Origin of the sequence: Cytobacillus sp. SAFR-174, from assembly GCF_051964675.1 — a bacterium.
Classification (GTDB): Bacteria; Bacillota; Bacilli; order Bacillales; family Cytobacillaceae; genus Cytobacillus.
In genome coordinates this window covers 296,373-320,921 of the sequence record NZ_JBQCMZ010000003.1, presented here as the reverse complement: position 1 = coordinate 320,921, position 24,549 = coordinate 296,373, and the positions used below count along the sequence as shown (strand labels likewise).

Annotated in this window: 19 protein-coding genes and 1 pseudogene; 5 read left to right on the top strand and 15 right to left on the bottom strand. The window is 40.4% G+C overall.

Translation table 11 applies throughout. From position 1 onward, the window contains the following. Window positions 1-113 precede the first annotated feature (113 nt). The 4 genes from ACTHRG_RS05345 to ACTHRG_RS05330 form a co-directional block, all read right to left on the bottom strand. Window positions 114-1,319, bottom strand: a complete 1,206-nt coding sequence (locus ACTHRG_RS05345; RefSeq protein WP_440230778.1) for an efflux RND transporter periplasmic adaptor subunit — start codon at window positions 1,317-1,319, stop codon at window positions 114-116. A 13-nt stretch (window positions 1,320-1,332) separates the two neighbouring features. After that, window positions 1,333-1,995, bottom strand: a complete 663-nt coding sequence (locus tag ACTHRG_RS05340) for a hypothetical protein (RefSeq protein ID WP_440230776.1) — start codon at window positions 1,993-1,995, stop codon at window positions 1,333-1,335. Window positions 1,996-2,141: 146 nt separating this feature from the next. Beyond that, on the bottom strand, window positions 2,142-2,936 hold the full coding sequence (locus ACTHRG_RS05335; protein WP_440230774.1) for a DUF4309 domain-containing protein: 795 nt from the start codon (window positions 2,934-2,936) through the stop codon (window positions 2,142-2,144). A 130-nt stretch (window positions 2,937-3,066) separates the two neighbouring features. Beyond that, on the bottom strand, window positions 3,067-4,920 hold the full coding sequence (locus ACTHRG_RS05330) for a bifunctional metallophosphatase/5'-nucleotidase (protein ID WP_440230772.1): 1,854 nt from the start codon (window positions 4,918-4,920) through the stop codon (window positions 3,067-3,069). Window positions 4,921-5,117: 197 nt separating this feature from the next. On the opposite strand from ACTHRG_RS05330, the gene ACTHRG_RS05325 reads away from it, so the two are divergent. From ACTHRG_RS05325 to ACTHRG_RS05315, 3 genes are all read left to right on the top strand, one after another. Further along, window positions 5,118-6,983, top strand: a complete 1,866-nt coding sequence (locus ACTHRG_RS05325) for an LTA synthase family protein (protein ID WP_440230770.1) — start codon at window positions 5,118-5,120, stop codon at window positions 6,981-6,983. Window positions 6,984-7,125: 142 nt separating this feature from the next. After that, the gene (locus ACTHRG_RS05320; protein ID WP_160169263.1) at window positions 7,126-7,275 is read left to right on the top strand and encodes a hypothetical protein; all 150 of its coding nucleotides are present in this window, start codon (window positions 7,126-7,128) and stop codon (window positions 7,273-7,275) included. A 160-nt stretch (window positions 7,276-7,435) separates the two neighbouring features. Then, window positions 7,436-8,545: an acyltransferase gene (locus ACTHRG_RS05315; protein ID WP_440230767.1), complete on the top strand. Its 1,110-nt coding sequence runs from the start codon at window positions 7,436-7,438 to the stop codon at window positions 8,543-8,545. A 41-nt stretch (window positions 8,546-8,586) separates the two neighbouring features. Here ACTHRG_RS05315 and ACTHRG_RS05310 read toward each other — a convergent pair whose 3' ends face one another. The 5 genes and pseudogenes from ACTHRG_RS05310 to ACTHRG_RS05290 all read right to left on the bottom strand — a co-directional run bounded on the left by ACTHRG_RS05310 (window position 8,587) and on the right by ACTHRG_RS05290 (window position 14,992). Then, window positions 8,587-9,537, bottom strand: a complete 951-nt coding sequence (locus tag ACTHRG_RS05310) for a DUF3298 and DUF4163 domain-containing protein (RefSeq protein WP_286148125.1) — start codon at window positions 9,535-9,537, stop codon at window positions 8,587-8,589. A gap of 111 nt (window positions 9,538-9,648) precedes the next feature. Next, window positions 9,649-10,374: a hypothetical protein gene (locus ACTHRG_RS05305; RefSeq protein ID WP_440230783.1), complete on the bottom strand. Its 726-nt coding sequence runs from the start codon at window positions 10,372-10,374 to the stop codon at window positions 9,649-9,651. Between the two features lie 6 nt (window positions 10,375-10,380). Beyond that, window positions 10,381-11,052 (bottom strand): annotated as a pseudogene (locus tag ACTHRG_RS05300) (serine hydrolase); the annotation flags it as partial. Window positions 11,053-11,375: 323 nt separating this feature from the next. After that, a complete protein-coding gene (locus ACTHRG_RS05295) occupies window positions 11,376-13,007 on the bottom strand; it encodes a LeoA/HP0731 family dynamin-like GTPase (protein WP_440230765.1) in 1,632 nt (543 codons plus the stop codon). Beyond that, on the bottom strand, window positions 13,004-14,992 hold the full coding sequence (locus ACTHRG_RS05290; protein WP_440230763.1) for a GTPase: 1,989 nt from the start codon (window positions 14,990-14,992) through the stop codon (window positions 13,004-13,006). Before ACTHRG_RS05290 ends, ACTHRG_RS05295 begins: the two co-directional genes overlap by 4 nt. A 725-nt stretch (window positions 14,993-15,717) precedes the next feature. On the opposite strand from ACTHRG_RS05290, the gene ACTHRG_RS05285 reads away from it, so the two are divergent. Then, window positions 15,718-16,926, top strand: a complete 1,209-nt coding sequence (locus tag ACTHRG_RS05285; RefSeq protein ID WP_440230761.1) for a C40 family peptidase — start codon at window positions 15,718-15,720, stop codon at window positions 16,924-16,926. A 40-nt stretch (window positions 16,927-16,966) separates the two neighbouring features. Here ACTHRG_RS05285 and ACTHRG_RS05280 read toward each other — a convergent pair whose 3' ends face one another. From ACTHRG_RS05280 to pgsB, 6 genes are all read right to left on the bottom strand, one after another. Then, window positions 16,967-17,677: a poly-gamma-glutamate hydrolase family protein gene (locus tag ACTHRG_RS05280; protein WP_440230759.1), complete on the bottom strand. Its 711-nt coding sequence runs from the start codon at window positions 17,675-17,677 to the stop codon at window positions 16,967-16,969. 67 nt (window positions 17,678-17,744) lie between these two features. Beyond that, window positions 17,745-17,888 (bottom strand): CapE family protein, encoded by a 144-nt coding sequence (locus tag ACTHRG_RS05275; protein WP_394580950.1) that lies wholly within the window; start codon window positions 17,886-17,888, stop codon window positions 17,745-17,747. A 4-nt stretch (window positions 17,889-17,892) separates the two neighbouring features. Beyond that, complete coding sequence (locus ACTHRG_RS05270) at window positions 17,893-19,470, bottom strand: gamma-glutamyltransferase family protein (protein WP_440230756.1); 1,578 nt, start codon at window positions 19,468-19,470, stop codon at window positions 17,893-17,895. Between the two features lie 23 nt (window positions 19,471-19,493). Further along, on the bottom strand, window positions 19,494-20,684 hold the full coding sequence (locus tag ACTHRG_RS05265) for a CapA family protein (protein WP_440230755.1): 1,191 nt from the start codon (window positions 20,682-20,684) through the stop codon (window positions 19,494-19,496). 13 nt (window positions 20,685-20,697) lie between these two features. After that, the gene (gene pgsC / locus ACTHRG_RS05260; RefSeq protein WP_440230753.1) at window positions 20,698-21,147 is read right to left on the bottom strand and encodes a poly-gamma-glutamate biosynthesis protein PgsC; all 450 of its coding nucleotides are present in this window, start codon (window positions 21,145-21,147) and stop codon (window positions 20,698-20,700) included. A 15-nt stretch (window positions 21,148-21,162) separates the two neighbouring features. Next, on the bottom strand, window positions 21,163-22,344 hold the full coding sequence (gene pgsB / locus ACTHRG_RS05255) for a poly-gamma-glutamate synthase PgsB (RefSeq protein ID WP_440230752.1): 1,182 nt from the start codon (window positions 22,342-22,344) through the stop codon (window positions 21,163-21,165). A gap of 497 nt (window positions 22,345-22,841) precedes the next feature. Between pgsB and ACTHRG_RS05250 the strand changes: the two genes are divergently transcribed. Then, window positions 22,842-24,257: a PPC domain-containing protein gene (locus ACTHRG_RS05250; RefSeq protein ID WP_440230750.1), complete on the top strand. Its 1,416-nt coding sequence runs from the start codon at window positions 22,842-22,844 to the stop codon at window positions 24,255-24,257. Window positions 24,258-24,549: the final 292 nt, after the last annotated feature.

Below are 24,549 nucleotides of genomic sequence, written 5' to 3'. Positions count from 1 at the left end.
TCAGCTAATGGTTCGCATATCCCAACGCCCATAGCGGACTTTCACCGCCAAGTTAATGAACATGCCTGGCACACAAATAAAACCCCGGGCTATTCAGCCCAGGGGTTGTCCAATTATCGGGATACAAATCCTTTTAATATATATTTCCATTTTGTCTTATTTTTCAGGCTGCTGATCTGTTTTTTGCTTAAATGTTTGGTTTTGAAGGAGGTTGCTGCTTCTGTTCCATCAAAATCTTTATGAATGCCTTTGTCCATTACAATCCATTCGCCCTTTTCGAGGCCATCTTTAATTTCGGTTCTCCCATTTACCTGCAGTCCGGTCTCTATATTTCTTCTCTCAAGCTTCCCGGTATTTGAGATCACCCACAAAGAGGAAGCATTTTTGTCTTTTTTTATCACTTTGGAGGGTACTGTTACTGCCCCTTCAATCTCATCTGTAACAATTTCGATCTGAACCGGGGTCCCCTTTAAGATCTCTGATGCGTCCTCATTTAACTGAACCGAGAACGGATAAGTGCTTTCCTTATTCAGAGAAACTCCGCTCTTTGGAAGGGATGCCAGGTTAATAATGGTTCCTTCTCCTTTAAAGTCCTTTGCTGAGACAAGTACTTTAAGGCCAACAGAAGTTTCCATTCTCTCATCTAATGTTAGTTCACCATTAATTAGTGAAGCATCTGAAGTAATCGTAATAATAGGATTTTCAAGGGAGCGGTCAATCTCACTGATTGTTCCTGAGAAATTGCTCTGAACGGTTACACTGCCTGTCTGATCTTCCAGGTAATCCAGCTGGTTTTCAGTCATTTCAAGCTCCCGTTCCAGCAGGCTGACCTGCAGCTCCTTTTCATAGATGTCTCTATCAAGGCTGGAAGTCACCGCTGTTTCGCTGTCTTTCTCTTCTTCAGCAAAAATAAGCGTTCTTTTATATGTTTCCATATCATCAATATGACCTTCTAAGTCCTCTATTTGGTTTTCAAGCTTTTCTGCTTCTGCATTCAGTCTTTCTTTTTCGGCATCAAGGTCTTCAGGCTGATATTCAAACAAACCCGTTCCAGGTGTAATCGCATCTCCCTCTTTAACCAAAAACTGATTAAAAACCCCCTGCCGCTCATCATAATAGACCTGGTATTCTTCCGCAGGTGATACCACACCTTTTTTCGAAAAGGAATCTATAAGGTTCTCCTTCGAAACGGCCTGCCATTTATCTATGTATGCTGTCTTATCCACTTTGCTTCCTGGCTTTAAGGCCAAATAAAGATTTGCAGCAATAAAGATTCCTATACACACAACCAGGATTCTAAGCACCCAAGCTCTTTTCACAATAACACCGCCATTATATAAGTTTCTCAAATTCAAGATAGTAAATGGTAGATGTCATGATCCATCCAACCAGATTAACGATTATCACAATCAGCAGGATCCATTTGGGGCTTCGCGGCGAAAATGCTTTAAGATTCATATATTGGAAGAAAATTACCCAAATTTGAAAAAGTGTGATGGTGCCAGCCAGTTGAATAAGCAAACGGTTATCTGTCAAATATTGCACCATTACGCCCAAACTGAAAGGCGAGGACACTCTCTCAAGACCAAAGCTAATCTGAAGAACTAGCGTTAACGCTTTTTCTATTAATAAAACAGCTAACACAAATAGCTGCATAACCAGCAGTTTCGCAAATTCCGTATCCATTACAGTCCAATAAAAAATGGCTGGGACAAAAAAGATCAGCAGAGAAAAAACGATTCCCCATACTACTTTCCCAATGCCTAAAAATAGCTTTTTCGTTTCCAATTCCTGCTGGGATACATTTGATATTTCATTCGATACAATATCCATGCCATATCCTGTATATGCTGCCGCCAGATATAGAATGGCTCCGGCAGCCATGAGCAGCAGGAATCTTATATAAAGCCCGGTAATTTTCTCTGCTTTTGTCAATTGATAAAGGTATGTATTTGGACTTAGAATTCCTTTTATAAGCTGAACATGATAAAACATGGCTGTTTCTTCCCCCGTTAATGAACTTTCTTTTATTATATAAGAGATTGTAATAATTGCCAGTATAGAGTCGAAATTTCTAGAAATTAGTCAATTGCTCACAAGCAAAAAGAAAAGTGCCGCTGATGGCACTTTTCCCATTCGAACTAATTCTGCTTCTGCAGGTTTATATATATTAGTCTTTCTCTGCCTGTCTCTACACCGAAAACAAAGTATACAAGGTTGTCTCCCATTTTATAGATTAGTTTCCAGGTCTGGTCATCTTCAAAAAATCCTTCTCTTATAAGGGATCCGGTACCGAGCCTATTTAGTACATAAAGAGGCGAGATATCGGTTACAGAGTCAACTAAATACTTGGAAGTGAATATTTCTTTTCCGTCCGGCAGTTCAGTAAAATAAACATATTTCTTTCCGTACTGATAATATCTTGAGCCTTCGAATAGTCCTTCATCCGTTGGCTCTCCCAGCTTGCTCTTTACATCGTCAATCGTATTCTTGTTAATAATGAAATCCTGCCCTTTCAGCTTTCCGTCCGCCGCATCTGTAAGGATGTCTGGTTTTATCATGACCAGATCAGCCATTTGCCGTTTCTTTAGAACCGAAGGAGTTTTGTAAAAGACATCAGAAGAGTTCTTTACATAAACACCTGCACCTACGCCATAAAAATAGACGCCATTGATTTTTTCATAGGAATATACCCTATATGTATTTCCATTTTTGAACGTGCCGGATGGCTTGAAACTGCCATTGCTTTCTTTAATCAGCCTGCTTGTATCTTTCAGAATAGTCACCTTGCCAATTTGACCTTCTACTAATCTCGCATCATCCCAAATCACTGATGGTCTTGTATCCTTAGAGGCTGCTGAGGCTGTCTCAGAATCCCCCATAATACCAAAAAAACCAGCGGCCATAATCATGCCTGAAATCAAAGTCTTTTTCATAACCCCACTCCTTTATTACTTATGTTTCAATAATATTACAAAAATATTACAAGCGGAACCCTTATTTTGTAAAATAGGTATATACTACTATAAAAAAAGAAACTGCCTTATTTGGCAGCTTCCTCATCGTTTATTTTCCATTCAATTCTTCGAGTTTCTTTTTAGACGGAGTTTCGTACTTCACAAACCCTTTCATATTGGTAATGTAATGTCCGGACCCGACTCCGTACTGGCCGAAGAAATTGTAGTCATAGTTGTAGACACGGTAAGCCTGACCAGGCTTTAGCACACGTACAAACTGAAGCTTGTTGTCAGCTGTACGTTTCCATAGGTTAATAGGCTTTTGAACGGTAATGCGGCCGATTTGGCCTTTGTTCATCAGTACGCCATCCCAATAAACCTTAGGTGCAGGCTTATTGTCATCTTCTTTAGGATCTTCAGGAGCTTTTGCTGTAATACGGCCTTCAACTTTGGTATTTACAGTGCCGATTTTTTGAATATAGGCAATAAGTGCTTCATCGAGTGCAGGAAATTCATTGACAATCGCACTGTCTTTGAATGAGGTATACTCGTCACCGCCGCTTGCCATGAAGTCATTTGTGGCAACGAGATATTCTTTGTTCATATCGACAGGCACACCTTTGATCTTCATGTCCTGTACCCGATTTCCAGCTTCTTTAGATGCATCAATAACAAAAGTCAAACCTGAAACATGCGGGAAGGCTCCTTTAGCGTCAGGATATGAATTCACACCATTCTCAATTCCTGCTTTAATTTGGGAACCTGACAGCTTTTTTGTGACAATATAGTTACCAAAAGGCAGTACTGTAATAACATCGCCTTTTGTAATTTCCCCTTCAGCGATTGAGGCACGAATTCCGCCGCCGTTGGTAATAGCCATATCTGCACCCGTCATGTCCACCATCGCATCGGTAATCAAGTTGCCGAGATTTGTCTCTCCTGCACGGACTTGTTCACGTTCTCCATCGAGTTTTACAGCCGTTTCACCAATGACTTCAGACAGAATCTCTTCTTGAGCTGTCTGAATTTCATCGATTACTTCTTTAACAGCCGGATCTTCTTCAACGGCTGCAGTTTGTTCTTTTGTAATTAAACCGGCTGTTTTGCCCTTCAGTTCATTATTCTCAAAGGTCAGTTCCACCACGCCAAGATTTTTTGTGTACTCCCCAGCACTTACAATCAGTGTATCATTTTCACCCTCCAGGCCTTCAACGAGCTTAGAGTGGCTGTGCCCATCAACAATCAGATCAATCCCAGGGGCACCCTTTGCCACTTTAATGGAAGTATCTGTACTGGACTCATCAATTCCCAAATGTGTTACCGCAATTATCATATCAACGTTTTGAGCTTTCAATTCCGCCACCATCGCCTGTGCCTCTTTTACCGGATCAGTGAAAGATAAGCCTTCAACATTTTTTGGATGTGTTTTATAATGAGTCTCTGGTGTCGACAGTCCAAAGATCCCCAGTTTCAAACCGTCAACCTCTTTTATTTCATAAGGCTTCAGAAGGAGATTCCCATCCTGCTTGCGAACATTCGCGCTTAAGAGCGGAAACAGCATTTTGTCTTTCAGCTCTATTAATCTTTCATAGCCATAGTTGAAATCATGGTTTCCCGCAGCCATGCCATCATAGCCAACTTTATTCATCACATTAACAATGCTTTCTCCCTTGCTCAGCGTGGCAAAAGTGGTCCCGTGCAGGGTATCACCAGCATCTAAAAGCAATGTATTGGGATTTTTACTTTCATATTGCTTTACTAGAGTGGATAGTTTGGCAAATCCCATCCCATCATATTCGCCTTCAACAGCACGGCCATGAGAATCATTGGTATGAAGAATAGTGATTTTTTTTGTATTTGCGTCTGTATTCCCTTCTGCCTTAACCGCAAATGACCCGCTGAACCCGGATGAAATAACCATGGCGGATACCACGGCAATACAGCCCTTTTTCCAAATCCTCATTATAAACCTCCTGAATTTAAAGTTTATTATTACAAAAATATTATATATTAAAACTATTAAGATTTGTTTGATAGTTTGTAAAAGAGGTTTAAAATTCCCATTCGACAAATCCTGCACGAACGCTGTCAGATTATTTTTATTAATTTTATGTTAATTAAGTGTTAAGATTTTGTAAAAAGCGTTTGAGGGTGGGGAACATGAAGTTAATAAAGAAGCATTATCCGGCCCTCCTGTCTTTAGCTTTGCTGACAGGTTTTTTCAGCTTATGCTGGGCGTTTAAAACCTTTTACTTTATCTATGAATTGGAGCTTAACCCGCATAAGAAACTGATATTATTATCTTCTGGCGGTCTCGGGGCTGCAGTCTCAGGATTGATTTTTTTCAGAAAAAAAAGAGTCCAGACCGTTCTGGCCTTTATTGTTTACCTGCTTCTCTCGTTTCTTTTATATGCAGATGTACTGTACGAACGTTATTATGATGCCATTCTTCATATCCAGCTGGTGCAGCAGGCCAATCAGCTCGGAGATGTAAAGGACTCGATTGCATCGCTAGTTTACGTTAGTGATCTCTTTTATTGGATAGACATCCCTGCCATTCTTCTGGCTCTTTATGTTTTTTCACGGAAAGAAAGAAACCTGAGGCACCCTCTCATTGGATCAGCCATGTTTGCTGCAGGCGCTGCTTTTATCTTATTTGCGGCCTTTTATCCGCTGAAGGATACCTTTTCTGATCAATATAAAGTTTCCCTCACAGGTATCCTGCCAGCCCATATCTATGATCTTTCGAGAACTTACCATAACCATGCTGCAGCCAAAGAAATAACTGCTGAAGAAAAGACAGAATTGGAGATTTTGAAGGACTATTTCAAAGGGAAACAGGATCTTTTAAAATCATCTCCCTATTTCGGAAGGTTTAAAGGGAAGAATATTATTGTGGTGCAGGCTGAATCACTGAATGACTTTCCAATCGGCTTAAAAGTAAATGGTGAGGAAATAACCCCGCATCTGAATGAACTCATCAGCACCAGCCACTATTATCCGAATATTTACCTTCAAATTGGGAGAGGCAATACGTCAGATGCTGAATTTGCTGCAAATAATTCTTTATATCCTATTGCAGATATGGGTGTTTATAAAACTTATCCAAAAAATAACTTCCTCTCGCTTCCGCAAGTACTAAAAAAAGAAGGATACGCAACGAGCGCTGCCCATGGAAATTCACCGGAATTCTGGAACCGGAGATTGGCCTATCCTAACCAGGGCTTCGATAACTTCTACAGTACTGAACATCTAAAAATTAAAGAAGATGAAGTAATCGGAATGGGCGTCTCGGATCGAAGCATGTTTAAACAAATGATAGATATCTATAAGGAAGAAGAATGGCCATTTTACAGTTTTATAGTCAGTCTGACGAATCATCGGCCATTTGACTTGCCTGGTAAATATCAATCTTTGGATCTCCCTGCAGAATTTACAGATACCTTAACAGGGAACTATCTGCAGGCTACGCATTATTTTGACCAGTCAATCGGTTACTTTATTGAAAAATTAAAAGAAGAACAAATATGGGATGATACGATCTTTGTCGTCTATGGAGATCATTACGGGCCTATTCCAAAAGATAAGGATGAGATTGACCAGCTTCTCGGCATCAGCTTCAACCAGAAAGAGCAATTCAATGTCCCGCTGATCATTCACCATCCAGGACAGACCGCAGCTGTTAAAAATGAGGTTATTGGAAGCCAGCTGGACATCTTCCCTACTCTTGCATCTCTGATTGGCACCGAACAGCCGCTTGCACATCTCGGGGCATCACTTGATATCAAAAAAGAAGGCTTTGCCGGTTTTGCTTATGAAACGACCCCATACTCGTACTATTCGGGGCCATATGATTATGCTGCTTCACATAATGGAGTTTTCCAGGATGGTATTTGCACAGATAACAAAACCGGGGAAAAAGTGTCCGTTAATGCCTGTAAAAAAACGTATGATCAGCTTGTAAAGGATGTTCAGCTTTCTGAATTTCTGCTGAAAAATAATTTAATTGGGGAATTGTTTAAATAATTTCGAGGGATTCCAACAAAACCTGTGTATGACAGCGCAGAATTTGTTGGAATTTTTGTTGTTTTAATCAAATAAAAAGGCGGTATATACGTAATAACTAAAAATTGGGATTGAAAATATATAAAAAGGAGTTGTTTTTCAAATGAAAATTAAAGCAGGCAGCTGGAGTTTATTAACCCCCCAGGACAAATTGTTTATTTTGGAGGCAGTGAGCAGCCGCTCGAAAAACCGGAAACAGGAAGAGCAAGCTCCATCTCAAGAATCATACATTCAATTATCATTTGATATATAAGTGTCTGTAAATTTTTTAACTATTTCCCTATCTTTGGATGCATTATTAACAAATCGATACTTTATGGTTAAAGTACGATAACATTCCGGACGGGCCCCTGTATTTCATATACGATGTAGTGGTAAATGAATTCTGTTACTACTGCAAGGATGTGAAAGTCATGGGCAAATCAAAAGCACATATCCAAGAGATTCATTATTTGCGGGCTATTGCCTGCATATGGGTACTATTGGTTCACGTTTCAGCCTCCTTCTACTTTGAGAACGGCGAAACGTATAATGAACTTACTCTTTTCATCAATCAAATTAGCCGATTCGGTACACCTATTTTTGCTCTGATCAGCGGATTTCTGCTCTTCTACCAGACCCGGACAAGAGGCTTTACTCTAAAAAAATTTGCTGTGAGCCGTTTTACGAAAATTGGTGTACCTTTTATATTTTGGAGCATTTTCTATCTACTATTTATGTATTTCGTTCAAGGTGCCAATCCGTTTGAATCAGGGAAAAGACTGTTCCTGATCAACTTTGCTTTCGGCAATAGCTTTTACCATCTATATTTTATGTCAATTGTTTTTCAGTTTTACCTGCTGTTTCCGCTCCTGCAGCTGTTCCGTTCAAAAAAGAGCTGGATTTTCTTATTAGCAGGATCAATCCTAGTTAATTTATATTCATTAAAAGCCTATAACCCGGGACAGTTCGAAGGAATCTGGCAGGTCATTCTCAGCCAGCGCGCCTTTTTGCCAAGCTGGATCTTCTTCTTTATTTTTGGGGGATTCTTAGCTTATTATTGGGAGCCGCTTAGCCAGTTCTCGAAGAAAAACAAGAAAATCTTAGGTGCGGGTGCCGCGATTATAACTGTAATGGCTGTGGTGGAATATAAAATCATCGGATCCATCCCATCAAACCGGGCGACTAATATGATTAATATCCCCATTATCACTCTTTTTATGATGGGTATTGGGGAAGATATAAGGAAGATCAGCTGGCTGGAAATATTCCTTTCAAAAGTTGGAAGCCTTTCAATGGCCATTTATCTCGTCCATCCGTTTGTTCTTTTAACATTCCAATCACTGGCACCGAAAAGCATTTGGAGTACAGTTAATTTTCCATTTGTTTTTGCTCTGATCCTGTCAGGAACAATTGGAGTGGTTAAGGTTATACAGCTTCTGCCTTATAATCAGTATTTGCTTACAGTGCCTAAAGTTAAGGACAAAAAGCCTGAAAAGGTAAAACGACTGAAGAAACTGGAAGCAGAATCGAATACGGCATGATCATAAAAGCCCTAATTCACAACTTGAATTAGGGCTTTTGCTTATCTGAAAATTTTATTTGGCACTTTTACTTCCGGCATACCGGCAGCATATGGCGCGACTTCATATTCAAAGAATTTGATGGCAATACCGCTTCCTGTGAAATAGAAAGGACGCTCATTATTGATTGTGATTTCCTCCAAATACTCAGGGAAAATCATTTCCCCTCTGGCAGCCCGATTTTTCAAATCAGTGATGGCATAATTCTTAATCTTGCCTCTTGCGGCGCTGGTTTTTGCCACATCAGTTAACTGCAGCTCAACACCCTTGATCAGGTCAAAATTATACGAGGTTACCGTTGACATTCCATGAACGCCGCCTGTGTACATGTAATCGTAAACTAAAATGCTCAGAAGGTTATTTTCGTTATATTTCACCTTATAAGATACATCATAATCGTAGCTGTACATCCATTCTTCATCTTCTGGCACGTGGTAGCCATTGTCATAGTAATAATCCCATCGATGCTCTTCCTCTTCATCCTCGAGATTTTGAGCACTTTCATAAGACTGTTCAAAATGGCTCTTAATAATTGCATTAATACGCTCTTTTGCGGCATTATCCACTAAACTGCTTATTTGCGGATAAGTGAAATCCCCAATTTTCTTGTTCGTGAAGTTAACACCCAATGCCTGAAGCTTCACCTTGGATGGTGTTTCATATTTCACTTTGTTATTGCGGTCTATATAATAGCCGCCGCCTAAACCAAGCTTGCCTGGAAGAAACGTATAAATTCTATAATTTTCTCCTGCCTTCAGTGTTCTGGACGGAGTTTTTTTAGATCCATCCCACTTGTATAACTCCGTGTTCTTTAAAACTGTTAATCTTCCAATCTGGCCTTTTTTCAGCTCTGCTCCATCCCACATTACCTTGGCGCTTGCGCCAGTGGGAATGGAGACGAAAAAAAGTAAGAAGGAAGCTAATACCATAACAGCTATTTTGGCTTTTTTCATCGGATACCTCCAGAAATTAGAAATGAATTCCTTTTTAGGATATCACATTATAGGTATATGGAACTACTAGCAACCAGCTTTTTTTCCAACTAATATTCACTATTCACCCATTTATTGAACATCTAAATCATTGTATTTATTCTGCAAAGCTTTTATTACAACAGGATCAGATACCTTCGACAGATTTGACTCAACATATAATATCCCTTTTTCAGCACCTGATTGATTTTGCGAAGTAAGATCCTCTTTGATCTGATTCAGGACCATATTCAATGTGACAGCCATCCTGGTTTCCTCAAGTATTTTTTCCGATGGGTCTTTATACTGCTTAAGAACCGCGTCTCTAGTTGTCTTTCCATGCACTTTATATAAATACTGAGCCTGCCTCTTAATGAGTGAAGACAATGAGTGATAAGAGGCTTCCATCTTATCCAGGTCCCCTGCCCTCTTGTAAGATTCCAGTTCCCTCTGCTTCACGGTAAGTTTTTCTCCGGCAGTTATGCCATCGATAAAGTTCATAGCACGCTCTCTGGTAAGTTCTATATTCTTAAGTTTTGGAGAATAGGCTTTTTTATAGGTTTGCGATAAATCAGCATAAGCTTTCTTTGCCTGAATCAGGCTATTTCCGGTTTGATTATAGGCCGCATAGGGTTTAACAGTTGCTTTTCCTTCATAGTCCACATAGATCTGTCTATAAAGTGCCGAGCTTGCTCTTTCCGCATCAGCAAGGTGCTTCAAAAATAGATTGACAGATGAATTGATATGATAGGTATGCACTTTGCCTGCCAGCGAAGATATGAACTTAACATCTTTTTTTACTGGAATTCCGGTTGTCATAACAACGAGAATATATGGCTGATCATCCATAATAATAGCAGCATCATTATAGATTAAATCCTTGGGAATGTAGCCTACCTTATGGGCGACTTTCTTTGAAGCAAGGCCGGGAGCAATTGTTTCTTTATACACTGTATTTGCAAGCAGATTCAATAGCTCATTTCCATACTGCGGGTTCTTTTCAGCAAAATTCCACACACGCTTTAGATAGACAGACAAATCGTTGGCAGTAGTGACATTCATTCCTGCAGGATAAACCGTTTTACCTCACAATGACTTTGCATAATTAATAAAATTGCTTTTACCAACTTTTTCGCGCAGCATAATGAAAGCAATATTATCAGAGTAGACGATACACTTTTTCAGCAAATCACGGATGGTATATGAAGTCCCCACCCGGTCCTTTTGAATGACACCGCTTCCCCCGTAATAGTGATGTGAACGGTATGTAAGCTTTTCACTTAAGTTAATTTTGCCTCTTGAAGCCAGATCATAAACAAACAAAGCTAACGGAAGCTTTATTGTACTCGCTGCAGGCCTTATTTTAGAAGAATTATAGGAATACGCCTCTCCAGTGCTCAAGTTCTCATAATAGATTGAAATATTGGGATACGTTTTAATTGACGGCTTAACATAAGAATCAAGCGTGCCTGCGGCTTTTGCCTCAAAAGCACCCATACTTTGAAAAAACAGCATGAATGCCAGTAAAAAACAAGCTGACTTCTTCATTTCCTCTCTCCGCTCTATACTTTTTTAGTTCTATTAAACTATAAAATGGAAAAGTTTTCTATAATTAATTTAGTTAGGCAGGGAGCTGTCACGGCCTATTTGCAAGTTACTAGTGTCTATTTGCAAATATATTGATCTATTTGCAAATCATCTTATTCTATTTGCAGAATGCCCCGTTCTATTTGCAAATCACCGTCTAAACCGCAAAAAACCGCCGATGAAAACACCGGCGGTCCGCTATAACATTTTCATTAATGATCAGCCCTGGTTATTCACATTTCATCCAGATTCTCCAGCTCCATAATCGCCTGGTCAAGCCGATTTAAAGTTTGATTAAAGGCATTTAGAACTTCATGTTTTTCCATACGGAAGGTCTGTTGCATTTTTAATAGGGGAAAGTAAGCCGCTATATATTCCTCTTTTGTAAATGACTTTAAAAAAGCTTTGAAAAGATCTTCCACCTGGGAGGCAATTTCCGTTCGCCTTTTCTCGAATTTCTGTTCTTTCACATAATCAGCAATTCCAGTTATGGAATCAAGCGCGATCGACAGGACCGCCCCAAATGTCTTGAGCGCTTTCGCCCATTTGATGGCTCCCCAAGGTTTAAACTTGATGGGCAGTTTCGCCATATCCCGAACTTTTAAGATTGTCTGCGAAATGGCTTTAGTGGAAGTGCCTGATAATGCCTTAATTAGTTTTCCTCCGGCCTTGTTTCCCATTTGAAGGAGCTGGTCCTGAATTTTATCATGAAAATGGATAGATGCTTCAATATTGTGGATGAGTTCCCTTTGAGTTTCCATTAAATTTTCGGTATGCTTTTGGATGATTGTTTCAATCTTTTTATTTAGAATATATCCTTCATCACCTAATTTTGCGGTAACCTTTGACTGCAGATCTTCCATATTTGATGACGATGCGATGTATGCCAGAATGTCCTCTCGCATATTAATCACCTCATCGGTTATGTTAAGATGCTTTTTCGTTATTTCCTTCTCAAATTTAACGAGCTCTCCTTCAATCTCAAAGAGCTGATTTTTCAGCAGTTCTCTGTTTTTTTTCACATGTTCTCTTACTTGGGAGAGTTCGGTGACAGAATGATTAATTGCATCTTTAATGACACTCATTCCGGATTTTATCAGCAGCTGCTCTTTTGAATCATGAACAAATTGATCAATGGCAGAGGTCAGATTATTCATTCTCGATAGCTTCTGATAGTTTTCTTCCTGTTCGGCCCAAAAATCCAATCCCTGTTCAAAGGGATCGGCAGCCACACAGACTATGGCCGGGTCTCCTTCTATGGAAATTTCTTCTCTGATTATTTGTTTGACAACGTCCTTCTTAATTTGGGAGTGATGCAAATAGTCTGCTTCATCCTCCAAGTCTGCAATTGCGTCCATTTTGTTCACGACAAAAATGGTGGAATCGAGCTTGCCCAAGTCTTTAAGAAGCCATTTAATGGTCGGGTGATGGCTGGCTTTCAAAGGATTGACAGAATCAACGGTATAAATGATAACATTGGCTTCAGATATATATTTTTTCGTTTTTTCCGTGTGAAGCATATGTTCAGAGAAAAGACCAGGTGTATCCACAATGGAGAATCCTTTCCCGAATTTTTCCTCATCCAATTGATATAACGTAACTTCATTTGTCAGAGGTTCAGGTGAAATTTCAATATTGTCCAATTTTGCAATGGATTTGAGAATAGTGGATTTCCCATCTGTAAAAGCACCAAACATAGCGATTACAAAGGTATCTTGTTCAATATTCTGGATCGATTGATCAATTTTCAGCACAAGGCTTCCAAAATCAAGTTCCATGTCATTAAAGCCTAATAGCTTTTGTTTTAATCCGGAAAGATTCTTTAAAACTGCCTGTTTCTCATTTAAATAACCTGTAATGGTCATAATCTCAGTCTCCTTACACCTCTTATTGGCAATGAGATGCCCTTTTGCCTGCAATCATCAAATAATGCAGATGCTGCACGATACAAAAATTCCTCATTCTTTGGAATTAAAAGATATCCTTCCCTTACCAGTAATCCGCCAATGAATGACTCTAATGTTTCATAAACATTTATTTCCTGAAGTCTATAAATGGGAAGATTCTTCAGGGGAGGACCAATTAGAAGAGCCCGTTTCAGCTTTAAATCAAAATAGCTGAATTCACGGTCCGCTCCCTCGATGAAGGATGCCAGTTCACGTGACATGTCCGTCTTGCTAATCAATAAATCCCGTATTTTCTCATCCATTGCACGGCTAAGCTGTTTTATATGGTGTATAAACTGATGAAAGCCTCCTGCCTGCTTTGCCATACTTCGCTCTAAAAGCTTCATTTCCCTATTAAGGGTACTGGTAATCTCAGCTTTAATTTTTTTCATGGTCTTATTTATCTCTTTATACGCTTCAGTCTTAGCTTCTCTTTTCCTCTTCGTCTTATCTGCAAAAAACCAGTTCCAGGCTTTTCGAACAACCGTAACCAGAGCACCTATAGCCAACAGAATCGGGTTAATAGCCATTGCGATCAGTCCAATAGCTGATAGCCCGACATCCAGAACTTCCTTCATAATATAGCGGGCATTGATCTCCAATTTTTTTACGATTTCTTTCATATTGAATTCAGTGCTTCCCATGCCTCTAAATTGAAATTCAAGGTCTACCCTTTTTTGCAATTCAGTGAAGATAGCTTCTATTTCTTCGTGAAGTTCCCGCAGCTGCCCGTCAAGCATTTGCCGTATTTCTGTTTCTGCTGTACGCTGCTTTAATTCAAGCATTTGTCTAGTAACCGACTCGCTATATTCGCAGTCAATGCTTTCATAAATTGTATTCTGAATCTCACTTTTCAATAAATCCAATCTTAGATGGACACTTGTCAGGATATTTTCACGGAACCTCTCTATTGATAATTCTGCCTTACAAACAGCATCATCTGTTTTTTCCTGCATGGATCTGATTTCACGGTCAAATTCTTTCTTGCCCCTTAATATACGTCCCATAATAGATTCAACCGTACTCATGTATTTATAAGTATTAGAAATAGCCATTTCCTGCAGACTGTTTTGAGACAGTTTAGATAATAGTTGCTCCAGCTTGGGAAGATTGCTGAATTCATATCCCTTTTCAAGGCACCCAAAGACTTCTTCGAGCTTTTGCTGATCCCGGATAAAATCCTCCCTTTTAGGCGTCCCTGCAGAAATATACCCTAAATGAGCATTGATAATTAAGTTGTCAACATAGTGCTCGCCAAGAATATCCTGGAACTTCTCTCTTGTCCTTTTCTCAACTGTTCTGACAGATTCAGACTCCAGCTCTTTCTGATAGCGGTAGGCACTTGGTTTTCCTCTGGCGTTAATGATGGAATATACCTTTGCCTGATCCCGCAGAAAAGAAGAAATCTTTTTTAACGTCTCAGACTCAGGCTCTTTATTGGTGCCTATAACATAAAACACAACATGAGCTTTCTCCAAACCCCGCTTGATTTCAGAAATAAACTTGCGTTCGTCCCCTTCAATCCCGGGCAAGTCCATTAACTGCAGGGAATCAAACGAAGAATTGGATTTAACCTTTGTAAAGTCTTTGCGGCCATCACCGATGAAAGATCCGTCTCCTCTTGTCAGCGCCTCTATCAGAGTACTCTTTCCTGCATTTGTTTCTCCAAAAAAAGCTATATTAAAAGTATCCCACTCTACATTTTTCAGTAAAAAGTTCAAGTTCATCTGAATGCGATCAATTCCCGAGGCCACCTCCCGGCTGATGCCAGATAAGCTTTCACGCAGCCTGTCGTCATCGAGATCCGCTTGAGACATTTCATGAAATTCCTGAAGGGAAGTTAGGAGCATACTGGAATTTGATTGAAAAATGTCTTTGTAATGAATTAATGTACTATCACTCATGCTGATCGCCTCCTTAATTTGAATTATACATTCTTTTCAGACTATTAACTTACTAGATTGTTATGTATTTAACCAATTGCAGATTGTAAATAATCCTTATTGGAAGAATTTATATACCTTTTTCAGTTCTATTTGCAGGTTTCCAGTTCCTATTTGCAATTTTAAGACTCTATTTGCAAGTTCTATTAGTCTATTAGTAAACCTCCAGCAGCTATTTGCAAATTCAACTTGCAGATTCACCACTCCGCCTCAACTCCTTCTTGTCATGCAGCCACTCATTCCATTTCCTAAACTGAAGCCCAATTCAATCAAACGTTTGATTGAATTGTCTTATTCTATCCAAATACTGATTTTTCCTTATTTTTCTGCTCTTTGATCCTTTCCGCAGGTTAATGGGCAGGTTTGATTCACTTCTATTAATTCACCCGACAATTCCCAGTACTACTTTGTTTGCCTCATGCAGGCGTATATATATTCAGATTTTATTTCCTCATATCCCAATAACTACTAAAAATACAGGTGACACCTCCGATAACATTAGTAAGACCATAGCACTGAATTCAAATTTCATACAAAAAGGAGGCAAGGATTTTAATAGGTATGAAGACTTTCGCTTTTCCTAACCAGGAGCCTTTTAGCTGTTCCGTGCTACTGGGAGAATTACTTTGCAATTGCAAACCACTATTAAGCACGAGGTTAATCAACAAGGACAGGGAGTTGTCTACATGAGAAAAATACGCATCTGCTCAATTGCAGTGATCGCCCTGCTGATCACAGCCTTCTTTTTCATGCCAAGCACACAGGCAGCCAGTAAAGTTCATACAGTTTCATCAAGTGATACGGTTAAATCCATTGCTGCCAAATATAAGATATCGCCTACACAGCTTTTGAAGCATAATGGATTGCCAGATGAAAAACTATATCCTGGACAAAAGCTGCAAATCAATTCTGCCACTTATAAAAGCGCCCAATACCAATGGTATGAGCGAGGCAGGCAAATTGCGAGCTTTGCCAAAACGTTTGACGGATTTAAGAAGGAAATGGGAGAAGAGTCTCCTGAAAAGGGATTTGATTCCAGCGGGCTAATTTATTGGACACTGTCACAGCAAGGGATCCCTTTGGACCGCACGACCATTGACGGATTTTATAAGCTGGGGATGGAAACGGACTCACCAAAAGCCGGGGATCTGATTTTCTTTGTTAAAAAAGATAAAGCTGGTAAGGTAACTGAGGTGCTGACGGGCGGAATTTACCTCGGAGATAAGCATTTTGTCCATTCAGGATACGGATCTTCCGCCGTTAAAGTAAAGTCCGTAACCGACAAATGGTTTAAAGATTATAGTTATGTCTTTAAAACCTTTACACCTAAAGGGGAACATGTTGTTCAAAAAGGGGAAACATTAAGCAGTGTTGCAGCAAGATATAATAAGTCGGCTGCTGCTGTAAAAAAACTAAATGGACTTCCGTCTGACACCATTCTTGAAGGACAGTTTTTGCAGGTATACAATGAACCGATATTCCCTTTCTATTCTGAAAAGGATGCTGCTTATGACAAAGCCACCGATGTTATCAAGTATGCCTATACATTTAGAGGCTATGAATATGTATGGAGCGAGGAGAGCCCTGAAGAAGGCTTTGACTGCAGCGGACTCGTTTATTATGTAATGAAGCAGCATGATCTGCCAATCAGCCGTAAATCTGCGGCATCCTACTCAAGTTGGCTTGATATGATTTCAGAGCCGAAAACTGGAGACCTGGTATTTTTCGAAAATACAGGCACCCGGACAGGAGTTACCCATATGGGGATCTATCTCGGAAATGGCTATTTCATTAATACGACAGAGAGAGCCGGCGTACATATCTCTCATCTATCATCATCTTTTTTCACAAAGAAGTTTCACAGCTACGGAGACAGCGCCTCTCTTTTTCAATAAAAACCAAAGAAGACTGCCTATACTCATCAGGCAGTCTTCTTTAATCCAACTCTTTTTCTTTATATTTCTCTGTCGCTTTTTCCAGTGCTCTTAAAAAATCTTTATAGTTGTCTGTCTGCTGCTTTCGGTTGTTCATGGCAAAATCACGGTCTTTAAAGAAGCTTTTCCTCAGCTTGGTTGAAAGCTCCAGCTGAACTCCCCCGCCTTTTTTGCCGCGGTTCACAATATTTTTCTTGCCTGTTCCGCCAAGGCGGTCAGGAGCATTTTCTACATCAAATCCTGCATCTTCCAAGGCATCCTTTACAAGCCGCTTATACTGCTTATTTCTGCCGCCAACATAGACTTTTTCGTCATTCACTTCACGGTAACCATGAATAGACAGGCTTGTTATAGCTTCCTCAGCCATTTGAACAGCAGCCGGTTCGTCATAAAGAGTGGATGTAATATGGAGGATACTGTTACCCTTCGGCTTCAGGCCCTCAAAGATATAGGTGCTGGCATCAAGCCTTTCACCAAGATCTTCAGCCAATTCGCCGGTTCCGATCTCTATATTGCCTCCATGTATCGCAAAAATGGCAACTTCCGGTTTACGTTCGTTGATCTTGATCCGGTAATCGATATTCTCTTTTTCATATTTTTTCAATTCAGCAAAGCTTCGATATTCTTCAGGTCCCGTATTGCCGGGCAGCAATGATTTGATGATAAGAACCAGAAATATGATAACGATGCTAAATAGACTTATTCGCAACATGGAAAAACTCCTTATTTTAAGAAGAAGCAAGCAGATGGTTTCCGCTTACTTCTATGACTTTTTAAGCTTATACATTTTCATACTGCTCAATTTTTTTCTGTTCTTCAGGTGTTAAAGTATCTGTACGTTTTAAAGTGTTAAGTGTTGTTAATAGCGCCCCTACAAGTACGATTGGCAGAATCCATCCTGTTACTTTTTTTACTGTGTTCATTTTTCTATTTCCCCTTTTCTTGTTGTGTTCTCCAAATACCGCTTCTCCGCGGATCGCCCGCTCCGGACATTGATTTCTCTTTTTGGCTCATAATGAGCGCCTGAACCCCCCCATAAAACATAGGGGAAACTTTATGGTTGACCTGATAATTTCTGGCCTCTAACTCTGACAATACATCTTTTGGGAATGGAGATTCCGTTTGGATTATGCTGTTTTCAAATGTAAAACGATCACGATTTACAATTTCCTGAAGATCTCCTTCTCCTTTGGTATAGGAATAAATCACCTGCATAAGGATCTGCGGAATTCTGTTTCCTCCAGGTGAACCGATGCCGATGACTTCTTCAGGACTTATCATGACGGTGGGTGCCGTAAAAGTTCTGGACCTCTTGTTGGGTGCTTGCCCATTAATTCCGCCATCTGCGAAATTTTTCAGCTGGTCATTTAAAAAGAAACCATTCGTATAGGCTCCGGAACCGAAATAATTGCTTAAGGTGTTTGTCGCGGAAATCACTGTTCCCTCTTTATCCATGACAACAAAGTGGGTAGTGCTTTCGTGCTCTTCCTCTTCCGCCTGCAGATTTCCGCTATCTTTAATCAGTTCTTTTTGAAGAAATGAAATATGATCATCGCTTATATAGTTGGAAATTTCCTCTGCTGTCACACCGTCTCCAATATGAATTCTGCGGTCTTCATAGGATGTTTTCGTGATGTCCCCCATCCTGTCGATATATTCTGCCTGATTCCGCGAATCCAAACCGGTCTCCTCTGCCAGCTTCAGCATTTGAAGCAGAGTTGTTCCGGAAAAAGGCGGGGGAGCTGTGAACACTTCATAGCCGGCAAATGATCCTTGAACCGGCTCCGAATGCCTCACTTTATATCGCTTAAAATCATCAAGCGGAATGCCGGTCTTCACTTTGACCGCCTTTGCAATTTCTCCCTGATAAAAGCCTGCACTGCCTTCTGTCTGAATCGTTCTCAGCGTTTTTGCCAGATCCTTTTGGACAAGAATTTCACCGGGCAGTATCGCTTTACCGTTAGGGTAGAAGCTGCTGGTACTATCTGAATACACCCTGTACCGTGCCGTCTCCAGCCGATGGGAAAATCCCTGGTCAACCGCAAACCCTTTTTCCGCATAGTCAATGGCCGGATCCATAAGTCTTTTCATATCCATAGTGGCGTATCTTTGATGGATCGCCTCCATCCCGCCGACCAGCCCGGGAACACCGGAGACTCCGCTGCCGTTATAATTTGAAGGAGAGGTTTCCCTATAATCAATAAAGTCAGGTTCACCTTCAGCAGGAATGACCAGCATTCCGCCGCCGCCGCCTATTCCTGACGCGAACGGTTCAACAACGCCCAATATGTAGGAAATGGCAATGGCAGCATCTGCTGCATTGCCTCCATTTTTCATGATTTCCATCCCTGCATCCACTGCAATGGGATGTGAGGCACTGACACCATAGTATGAGTCAGGTTTTTCTTTGTAAGGTGCAAGAAGATTTTTTTCAGGGGACACATTCGAACAACCGGTTAACAGGCAAACGGAAACAATCAGCTGCCAAAAAGTTCGGTTTCTCATCTGCTGCCCCCTTAAAAAAGTGATTAGTTTTCTTTATTTTGACGTTTTTTCATGTGATCAATTACATGCTTATGATTTGCAATAATTTCGATCTTATTATCCTGCTTGGACCAATAAACATTCTCTGCGGTTTCTTTTGTTAATTGTCTGTACACACGAAGCTGATCAAAATAGCCAGTGGCCAGTCTTGGCGCGGCTTCCTCTATTTGCAAAGGAATCACATCGATTGTCGCTTTACCATCTTCCGTGAGGTTATACTGAACCATCGCAGAATCTTTTGTCCGGGTCCACCCCTGGTCAAATACGAAATTGCCTAAGCTGTAAAAGATAATTCCATCTTTGTAGACGTCAAACGATTGAAGCACATGGGGATGATGCCCGATGATAATGTCAGCCCCGGCATCGACCATTGCTTTAGCCAGTGCTTTTTGGCGGGGAGTAGCTTCCGTGTCGTATTCCTGTCCCCAGTGAACATTAACCACTACCAAATCGGCATTTCCATGGTCTTCATTTTTTGCTTTTTCAATCATGTCAAATAACACATCAGGATTTGCGCTCAACAAACCGTTTCGATCTTTTGTAGCGATTGTGCCTTCCACAAATGCATCAGTGAATCCAAGCGTTGCCACACGAACGCCGTTGACATCCTGATAGTTAATATGTTCTTTGGCTTCTTTACGGTTTTCTCCACCGCCGACATAATCCATGTTGTAGCGGTCAAACACATCCAGCGTGTCGCGAAGCCCTTCTTCCCCGTAATCCATCAAGTGGTTATTGGCAAGGTTCATGACGGTAAAGCCGGCATTCTTAACCGCATGGATGGCATCCATGTCTGTGTACAGATGAATGCTTTTATCCGTTTGTTCATATTTAGACGCATCATTTTTTAAGATTGGGTGTTCAAAGTTCCCGCTCACATAGTCAGAAGCATCAAAATACGGCTTTACATGACGGAATAAATAATCGGCTCCATGCCGTTTTGTTACTTCTCCAACATGGCGGCCCATCATCACATCCCCAACCATCGTCATCGTAAGCTTCTGGTTCTTCCTTGGCTCAACATCTTTCACTTCATCTGTTCTCCCGATCCAGGTGGAGGCGACCAGAAAGATGACCAGAATCGGCAAAATAACAGCTATATAGCGAAGATTTTTATACTTCGTTCTTTTGATAAAAATAAGCAGTTTTTCCTGAAAGTTTAAGGTTCGCTTCATTCCATTCACTTCCCTAGAACAAGTAGTACACGTTCATGATTCCGAACGTTAAACCGGATAACAGAAGCGTACTGCCAAGTGTTAATGGCATTCCTTGTTTTTGAATTGTGTTGGCGATTAATCCCGGAACAATGACACCGATTCCTCGGAATTCAAAGATTTCAAATGGCATAATCGGATAAAAATAATCGAGGATCAGCTTTAGGCAAATCCCTGTAATCAGCATGGCAGCAAATTTTCTTCTGCCGTACAAAATCACCCATCTGCCAATACCGTGTGTAACAATTAAATAAGTTAAGATACTAATCAATAAGACCACAACCATAAATACAGGCTGGTTAAAAACCAGTGCTAAATATCCAGGCACGACAAGGCCTGCAGGCAAGACACCTGTTTTTTCTGTAAAAATAAGACTTAGCGTTACACCCAATACAAGGGCAACATATAAATCGGCACCAAACATTCTTATCCCTCCCCCTTAACTTGCTTTTCTTTTTATGACCAATTCTTTAATGGCATCAATCAGCGGTTCTGCTGAACCATGTATATTTCCGACTCCATAAACAATTCTGTTTTCCAAATAAGGTTCAAGTTCAGCCATAATTTCTTCTGTTGTATAATCCTCCAGGTCCAAATACACTTTTGTATCCAGCTTACCTTCCTCATGAGCATCTGTAATGGGATCAGTCGTCTGACCAATTGCTACGACCACTTCTGCTTTAATATAAGGAAGAACATCGCGGGCAAACTGTTCCGTGCGATCCACTCTGTCTGCACGGCAGTTCATGATAACGATTGGCGATTCTGTGCTGTACCCCAGCGTGCTCACACGCTCCCAGATTCTCAATGTGGATGACGCATCATTGGCTGCAAAACCATTCACAAAGAATGAAGGATTTGCATCGTCGCCAAAACGGGTTATCCTCATTGCCCCCGGGTCAGGATGCGCATTCAGCATACCCCGGAATGCCGTTTCTTCATCAATTCCGAGCGCCTCTGCAACTGCCAGGGCAAGGGAGGCATTATCAGGGAACACCATGTAATCAAATTCGCGCAGAAATTCCTCTGTTATTCTGGAGTTGTCAGCTACAATCACTTTCGTGTTCCGTTCAGCAGCGATTTTCCTGAAAAGGTTCAGGTACTTACTCTCGATCGTAACCAGGTGGCCATTATAAGGAATGGTTGCTGTAAAAGCTTCCGCCACCTCATCCAGAGTAGGACCCATCACATCCATATGGTCCTCAAGCACATTCACAATTACGCCGATATTGGCCTGAATCATTTTGTTTTGAAATGTGAGCTGATAATCAGGCTGTACAGCCATACATTCACACACAAGCGCTTCTGCACCAAGCTCGGCAACCTCTTTGACGACCCGGCGCTGTTCACCAATATTGGGACCTTCCGGCCGGCGCTTAATCGGTTTTTCTTCATCTGTATGCCAGTAGATCATGCGGGCTGAAGTACCCGTCGTTTTGCCAACTGTTTTATATTCCGCCTCTTGAATCACACCAGTGATCAGACGGGTAACTGTCGACTTTCCGCGTATGCCGTTCACATTTACACGTACAGGAATTGAGTCAAGCCTCTTCTGGTGCTTTCGCTGCTCCACAATTCCATAGATTACGAGAAACAATGCACATATAATGATGAGAGCCATTTGAACAACCTCTCTTAAGATATTTTTTAACACTGTACAAGGCTACAATGTTTCAAACCTTCATACAACCGGAAAATTATACTAAAATATCATATAGGTCTTCTTTAACAACTTGTGTACTCGCGTATGGCTTCTAAACCCTTTTGCGTTAGTACTTTCAGAGGGCAATACCTTTTAAAATCTTTGGTTTTATATCTGTAAATTACATTTAATGGGATCAAAAATACTTTTTTAATATAATTTGGTTTTTATTTAAATACATTACATAAAAGTTAAATAACGGAAGGTTGACTTAAAGCTAATTTAAAGAATTTTTTCTCATTTGGAACATATACTCTTAAAAGCATTGCTATAATGTGGTAAATTTGTACTATAAAGGAAAGGGGGCCCAAGGATAATAGACTCAGATTCTGTGCTTTGGCAGTTTTTCTATACCAAAACAGAATTAAGAAGCATTAATCTATCACTACTATATTTATGGGGAGGTTATTATTAGAATGAAACGTATTTTGGGGACTGGATTTTTTGTTTTTATTTTTGCTTTCTTCTTTGGCCAGCTAACATTTGCACAGAGCTCTGGCATTTCCTCTGGTGTTCCTATGAAAGGAACTTTAGCATCAGAAGCAGCTGAGGATACATATTATTTCTCAACGGATAAAGATGGGGAAGTTTATATAACACTTGATGAAACTACTGGCGGATTCTGGATGTATCTTTACGATGAAAATGGAAGTGCCGTAACGGGCGATTATTTTAGCTCCCGCGGAGGAAAGATTGTCCTTGACCGCAAAGTTCAAAAAGGAAATTATCATATAAAAATACAAGCATATAATTGGAATGGCATTACAAGTGCAAATTATAGATTGAAAGCCACTTATCCCGGATCCATCAACCGAAATACCACTTCTTTTGAGCCCAATGAGACAGCGGAAACAAGTTTAGAAGTAAAATCTGGAGAAATCTATCAGTCAGTAAGTGAAACGGATATAGACCAGGATGTATACCAATTTACAACCAGCCAAGATGGCGAAGTATATATATCCTTAGAAAATACCACTGGCGGATATTGGATGTATCTCTACGATGAAAATGGAAGTGCTGTAACAGGCGATTATTTCAGCTCTATAGGGGGAAAGATTGTTCTAGATCGCCAAGTTCAGAAGGGCACTTATTTTGTAAAAATCCAGCCTTATAACTGGAATGGCATTACAAGTGCAAAATATCAATTAAAAGTCACCTATCCTGGTTCCATTAACCGTAATCAATCCACATTTGAACCGAATGAGACTTTTGAAACGGCACTGCCAATCAATTCAGGTCAAAACTATAACTCTAACAGTTATTCAGATATAGATCAGGATACGTATCAAATTAAAACCAATCGCGACGGAAATGTCAGAATTACTTTGGATAACACTAAGGGCGGATTCTGGATGTATCTTTATGACTCTTACGGCAATGCGATAACCGGAGATTATTATAGTACTCCAGGGAACACAATCGTGCTTGATAGGGATCTGAAGCAAGGCACATACTATGTAAAAATACAGCCTTATAACTGGAACGGCATTACAAGTGCCTCCTATCGTCTGCATGCTTCGTTCCCGGCACCGGCAAATGCCTGTGACCGCTATAAAGGCGTTTCAAAAATCTGGTGGGATGGCATTGAGCTGAAGCCAGGTCAAATCGGACGGTTAATCGTAAAGAAAGATACAACATTATTTAAATTAAACGGTGAACAAAAGTCGCCTTCCCGAACCCTAAAAGCAGGCGAATTTTACCGCATCTATGCTTTTAAACCTGGAATGCTGAGCGTCGGCGGCGGGTATTACGTGGACCGCGATTCAAAAGTTACGTATGAAACACCGAGCAAGGCAAAACTTGAGGCGGTTAGATGCATTCAGAACCGTTAAAGTTAATAGAAATGAAAGTCCTGCAGATGAAATGACTGCAGGATTTTCTATGTTTTCAGTAAATATGGAGACGGTTCTCTCGTGTCATTTTTCTGTAAAAGGACGTCGATTCTAAGACCCTTATAGAAAAACCTTAATGGTTCTGGAGTGGGAATGGTCATTGCAATACTTGAAACGCAGGAAACTTCTTTTTTTAGAAAGTATGCCATACTTTACCCTTGCCGAATTTTCAAGAGGGTTAAATAAAATTAACCCAAACCACCAAAAAACATAGTAATATATTCATATAATA

Coding starts and splice junctions, on each gene's coding strand:
- ACTHRG_RS05340 (WP_440230776.1), bottom strand. CDS start 1,995: ATGTTTTATCATGTTCAGCTTATAAAAGGAATTCTAAGTCCAAATACA.
- ACTHRG_RS05335 (WP_440230774.1), bottom strand. CDS start 2,936: ATGAAAAAGACTTTGATTTCAGGCATGATTATGGCCGCTGGTTTTTTT.
- ACTHRG_RS05330 (WP_440230772.1), bottom strand. CDS start 4,920: ATGAGGATTTGGAAAAAGGGCTGTATTGCCGTGGTATCCGCCATGGTT.
- ACTHRG_RS05325 (WP_440230770.1), top strand. CDS start 5,118: ATGAAGTTAATAAAGAAGCATTATCCGGCCCTCCTGTCTTTAGCTTTG.
- ACTHRG_RS05320 (WP_160169263.1), top strand. CDS start 7,126: ATGAAAATTAAAGCAGGCAGCTGGAGTTTATTAACCCCCCAGGACAAA.
- ACTHRG_RS05315 (WP_440230767.1), top strand. CDS start 7,436: ATGGGCAAATCAAAAGCACATATCCAAGAGATTCATTATTTGCGGGCT.
- ACTHRG_RS05310 (WP_286148125.1), bottom strand. CDS start 9,537: ATGAAAAAAGCCAAAATAGCTGTTATGGTATTAGCTTCCTTCTTACTT.
- ACTHRG_RS05305 (WP_440230783.1), bottom strand. CDS start 10,374: ATGACAACCGGAATTCCAGTAAAAAAAGATGTTAAGTTCATATCTTCG.
- ACTHRG_RS05295 (WP_440230765.1), bottom strand. CDS start 13,007: ATGACCATTACAGGTTATTTAAATGAGAAACAGGCAGTTTTAAAGAAT.
- ACTHRG_RS05290 (WP_440230763.1), bottom strand. CDS start 14,992: ATGAGTGATAGTACATTAATTCATTACAAAGACATTTTTCAATCAAAT.
- ACTHRG_RS05285 (WP_440230761.1), top strand. CDS start 15,718: ATGAGAAAAATACGCATCTGCTCAATTGCAGTGATCGCCCTGCTGATC.
- ACTHRG_RS05280 (WP_440230759.1), bottom strand. CDS start 17,677: ATGTTGCGAATAAGTCTATTTAGCATCGTTATCATATTTCTGGTTCTT.
- ACTHRG_RS05275 (WP_394580950.1), bottom strand. CDS start 17,888: ATGAACACAGTAAAAAAAGTAACAGGATGGATTCTGCCAATCGTACTT.
- ACTHRG_RS05270 (WP_440230756.1), bottom strand. CDS start 19,470: ATGAGAAACCGAACTTTTTGGCAGCTGATTGTTTCCGTTTGCCTGTTA.
- ACTHRG_RS05265 (WP_440230755.1), bottom strand. CDS start 20,684: ATGAAGCGAACCTTAAACTTTCAGGAAAAACTGCTTATTTTTATCAAA.
- pgsC (WP_440230753.1), bottom strand. CDS start 21,147: ATGTTTGGTGCCGATTTATATGTTGCCCTTGTATTGGGTGTAACGCTA.
- pgsB (WP_440230752.1), bottom strand. CDS start 22,344: ATGGCTCTCATCATTATATGTGCATTGTTTCTCGTAATCTATGGAATT.
- ACTHRG_RS05250 (WP_440230750.1), top strand. CDS start 22,842: ATGAAACGTATTTTGGGGACTGGATTTTTTGTTTTTATTTTTGCTTTC.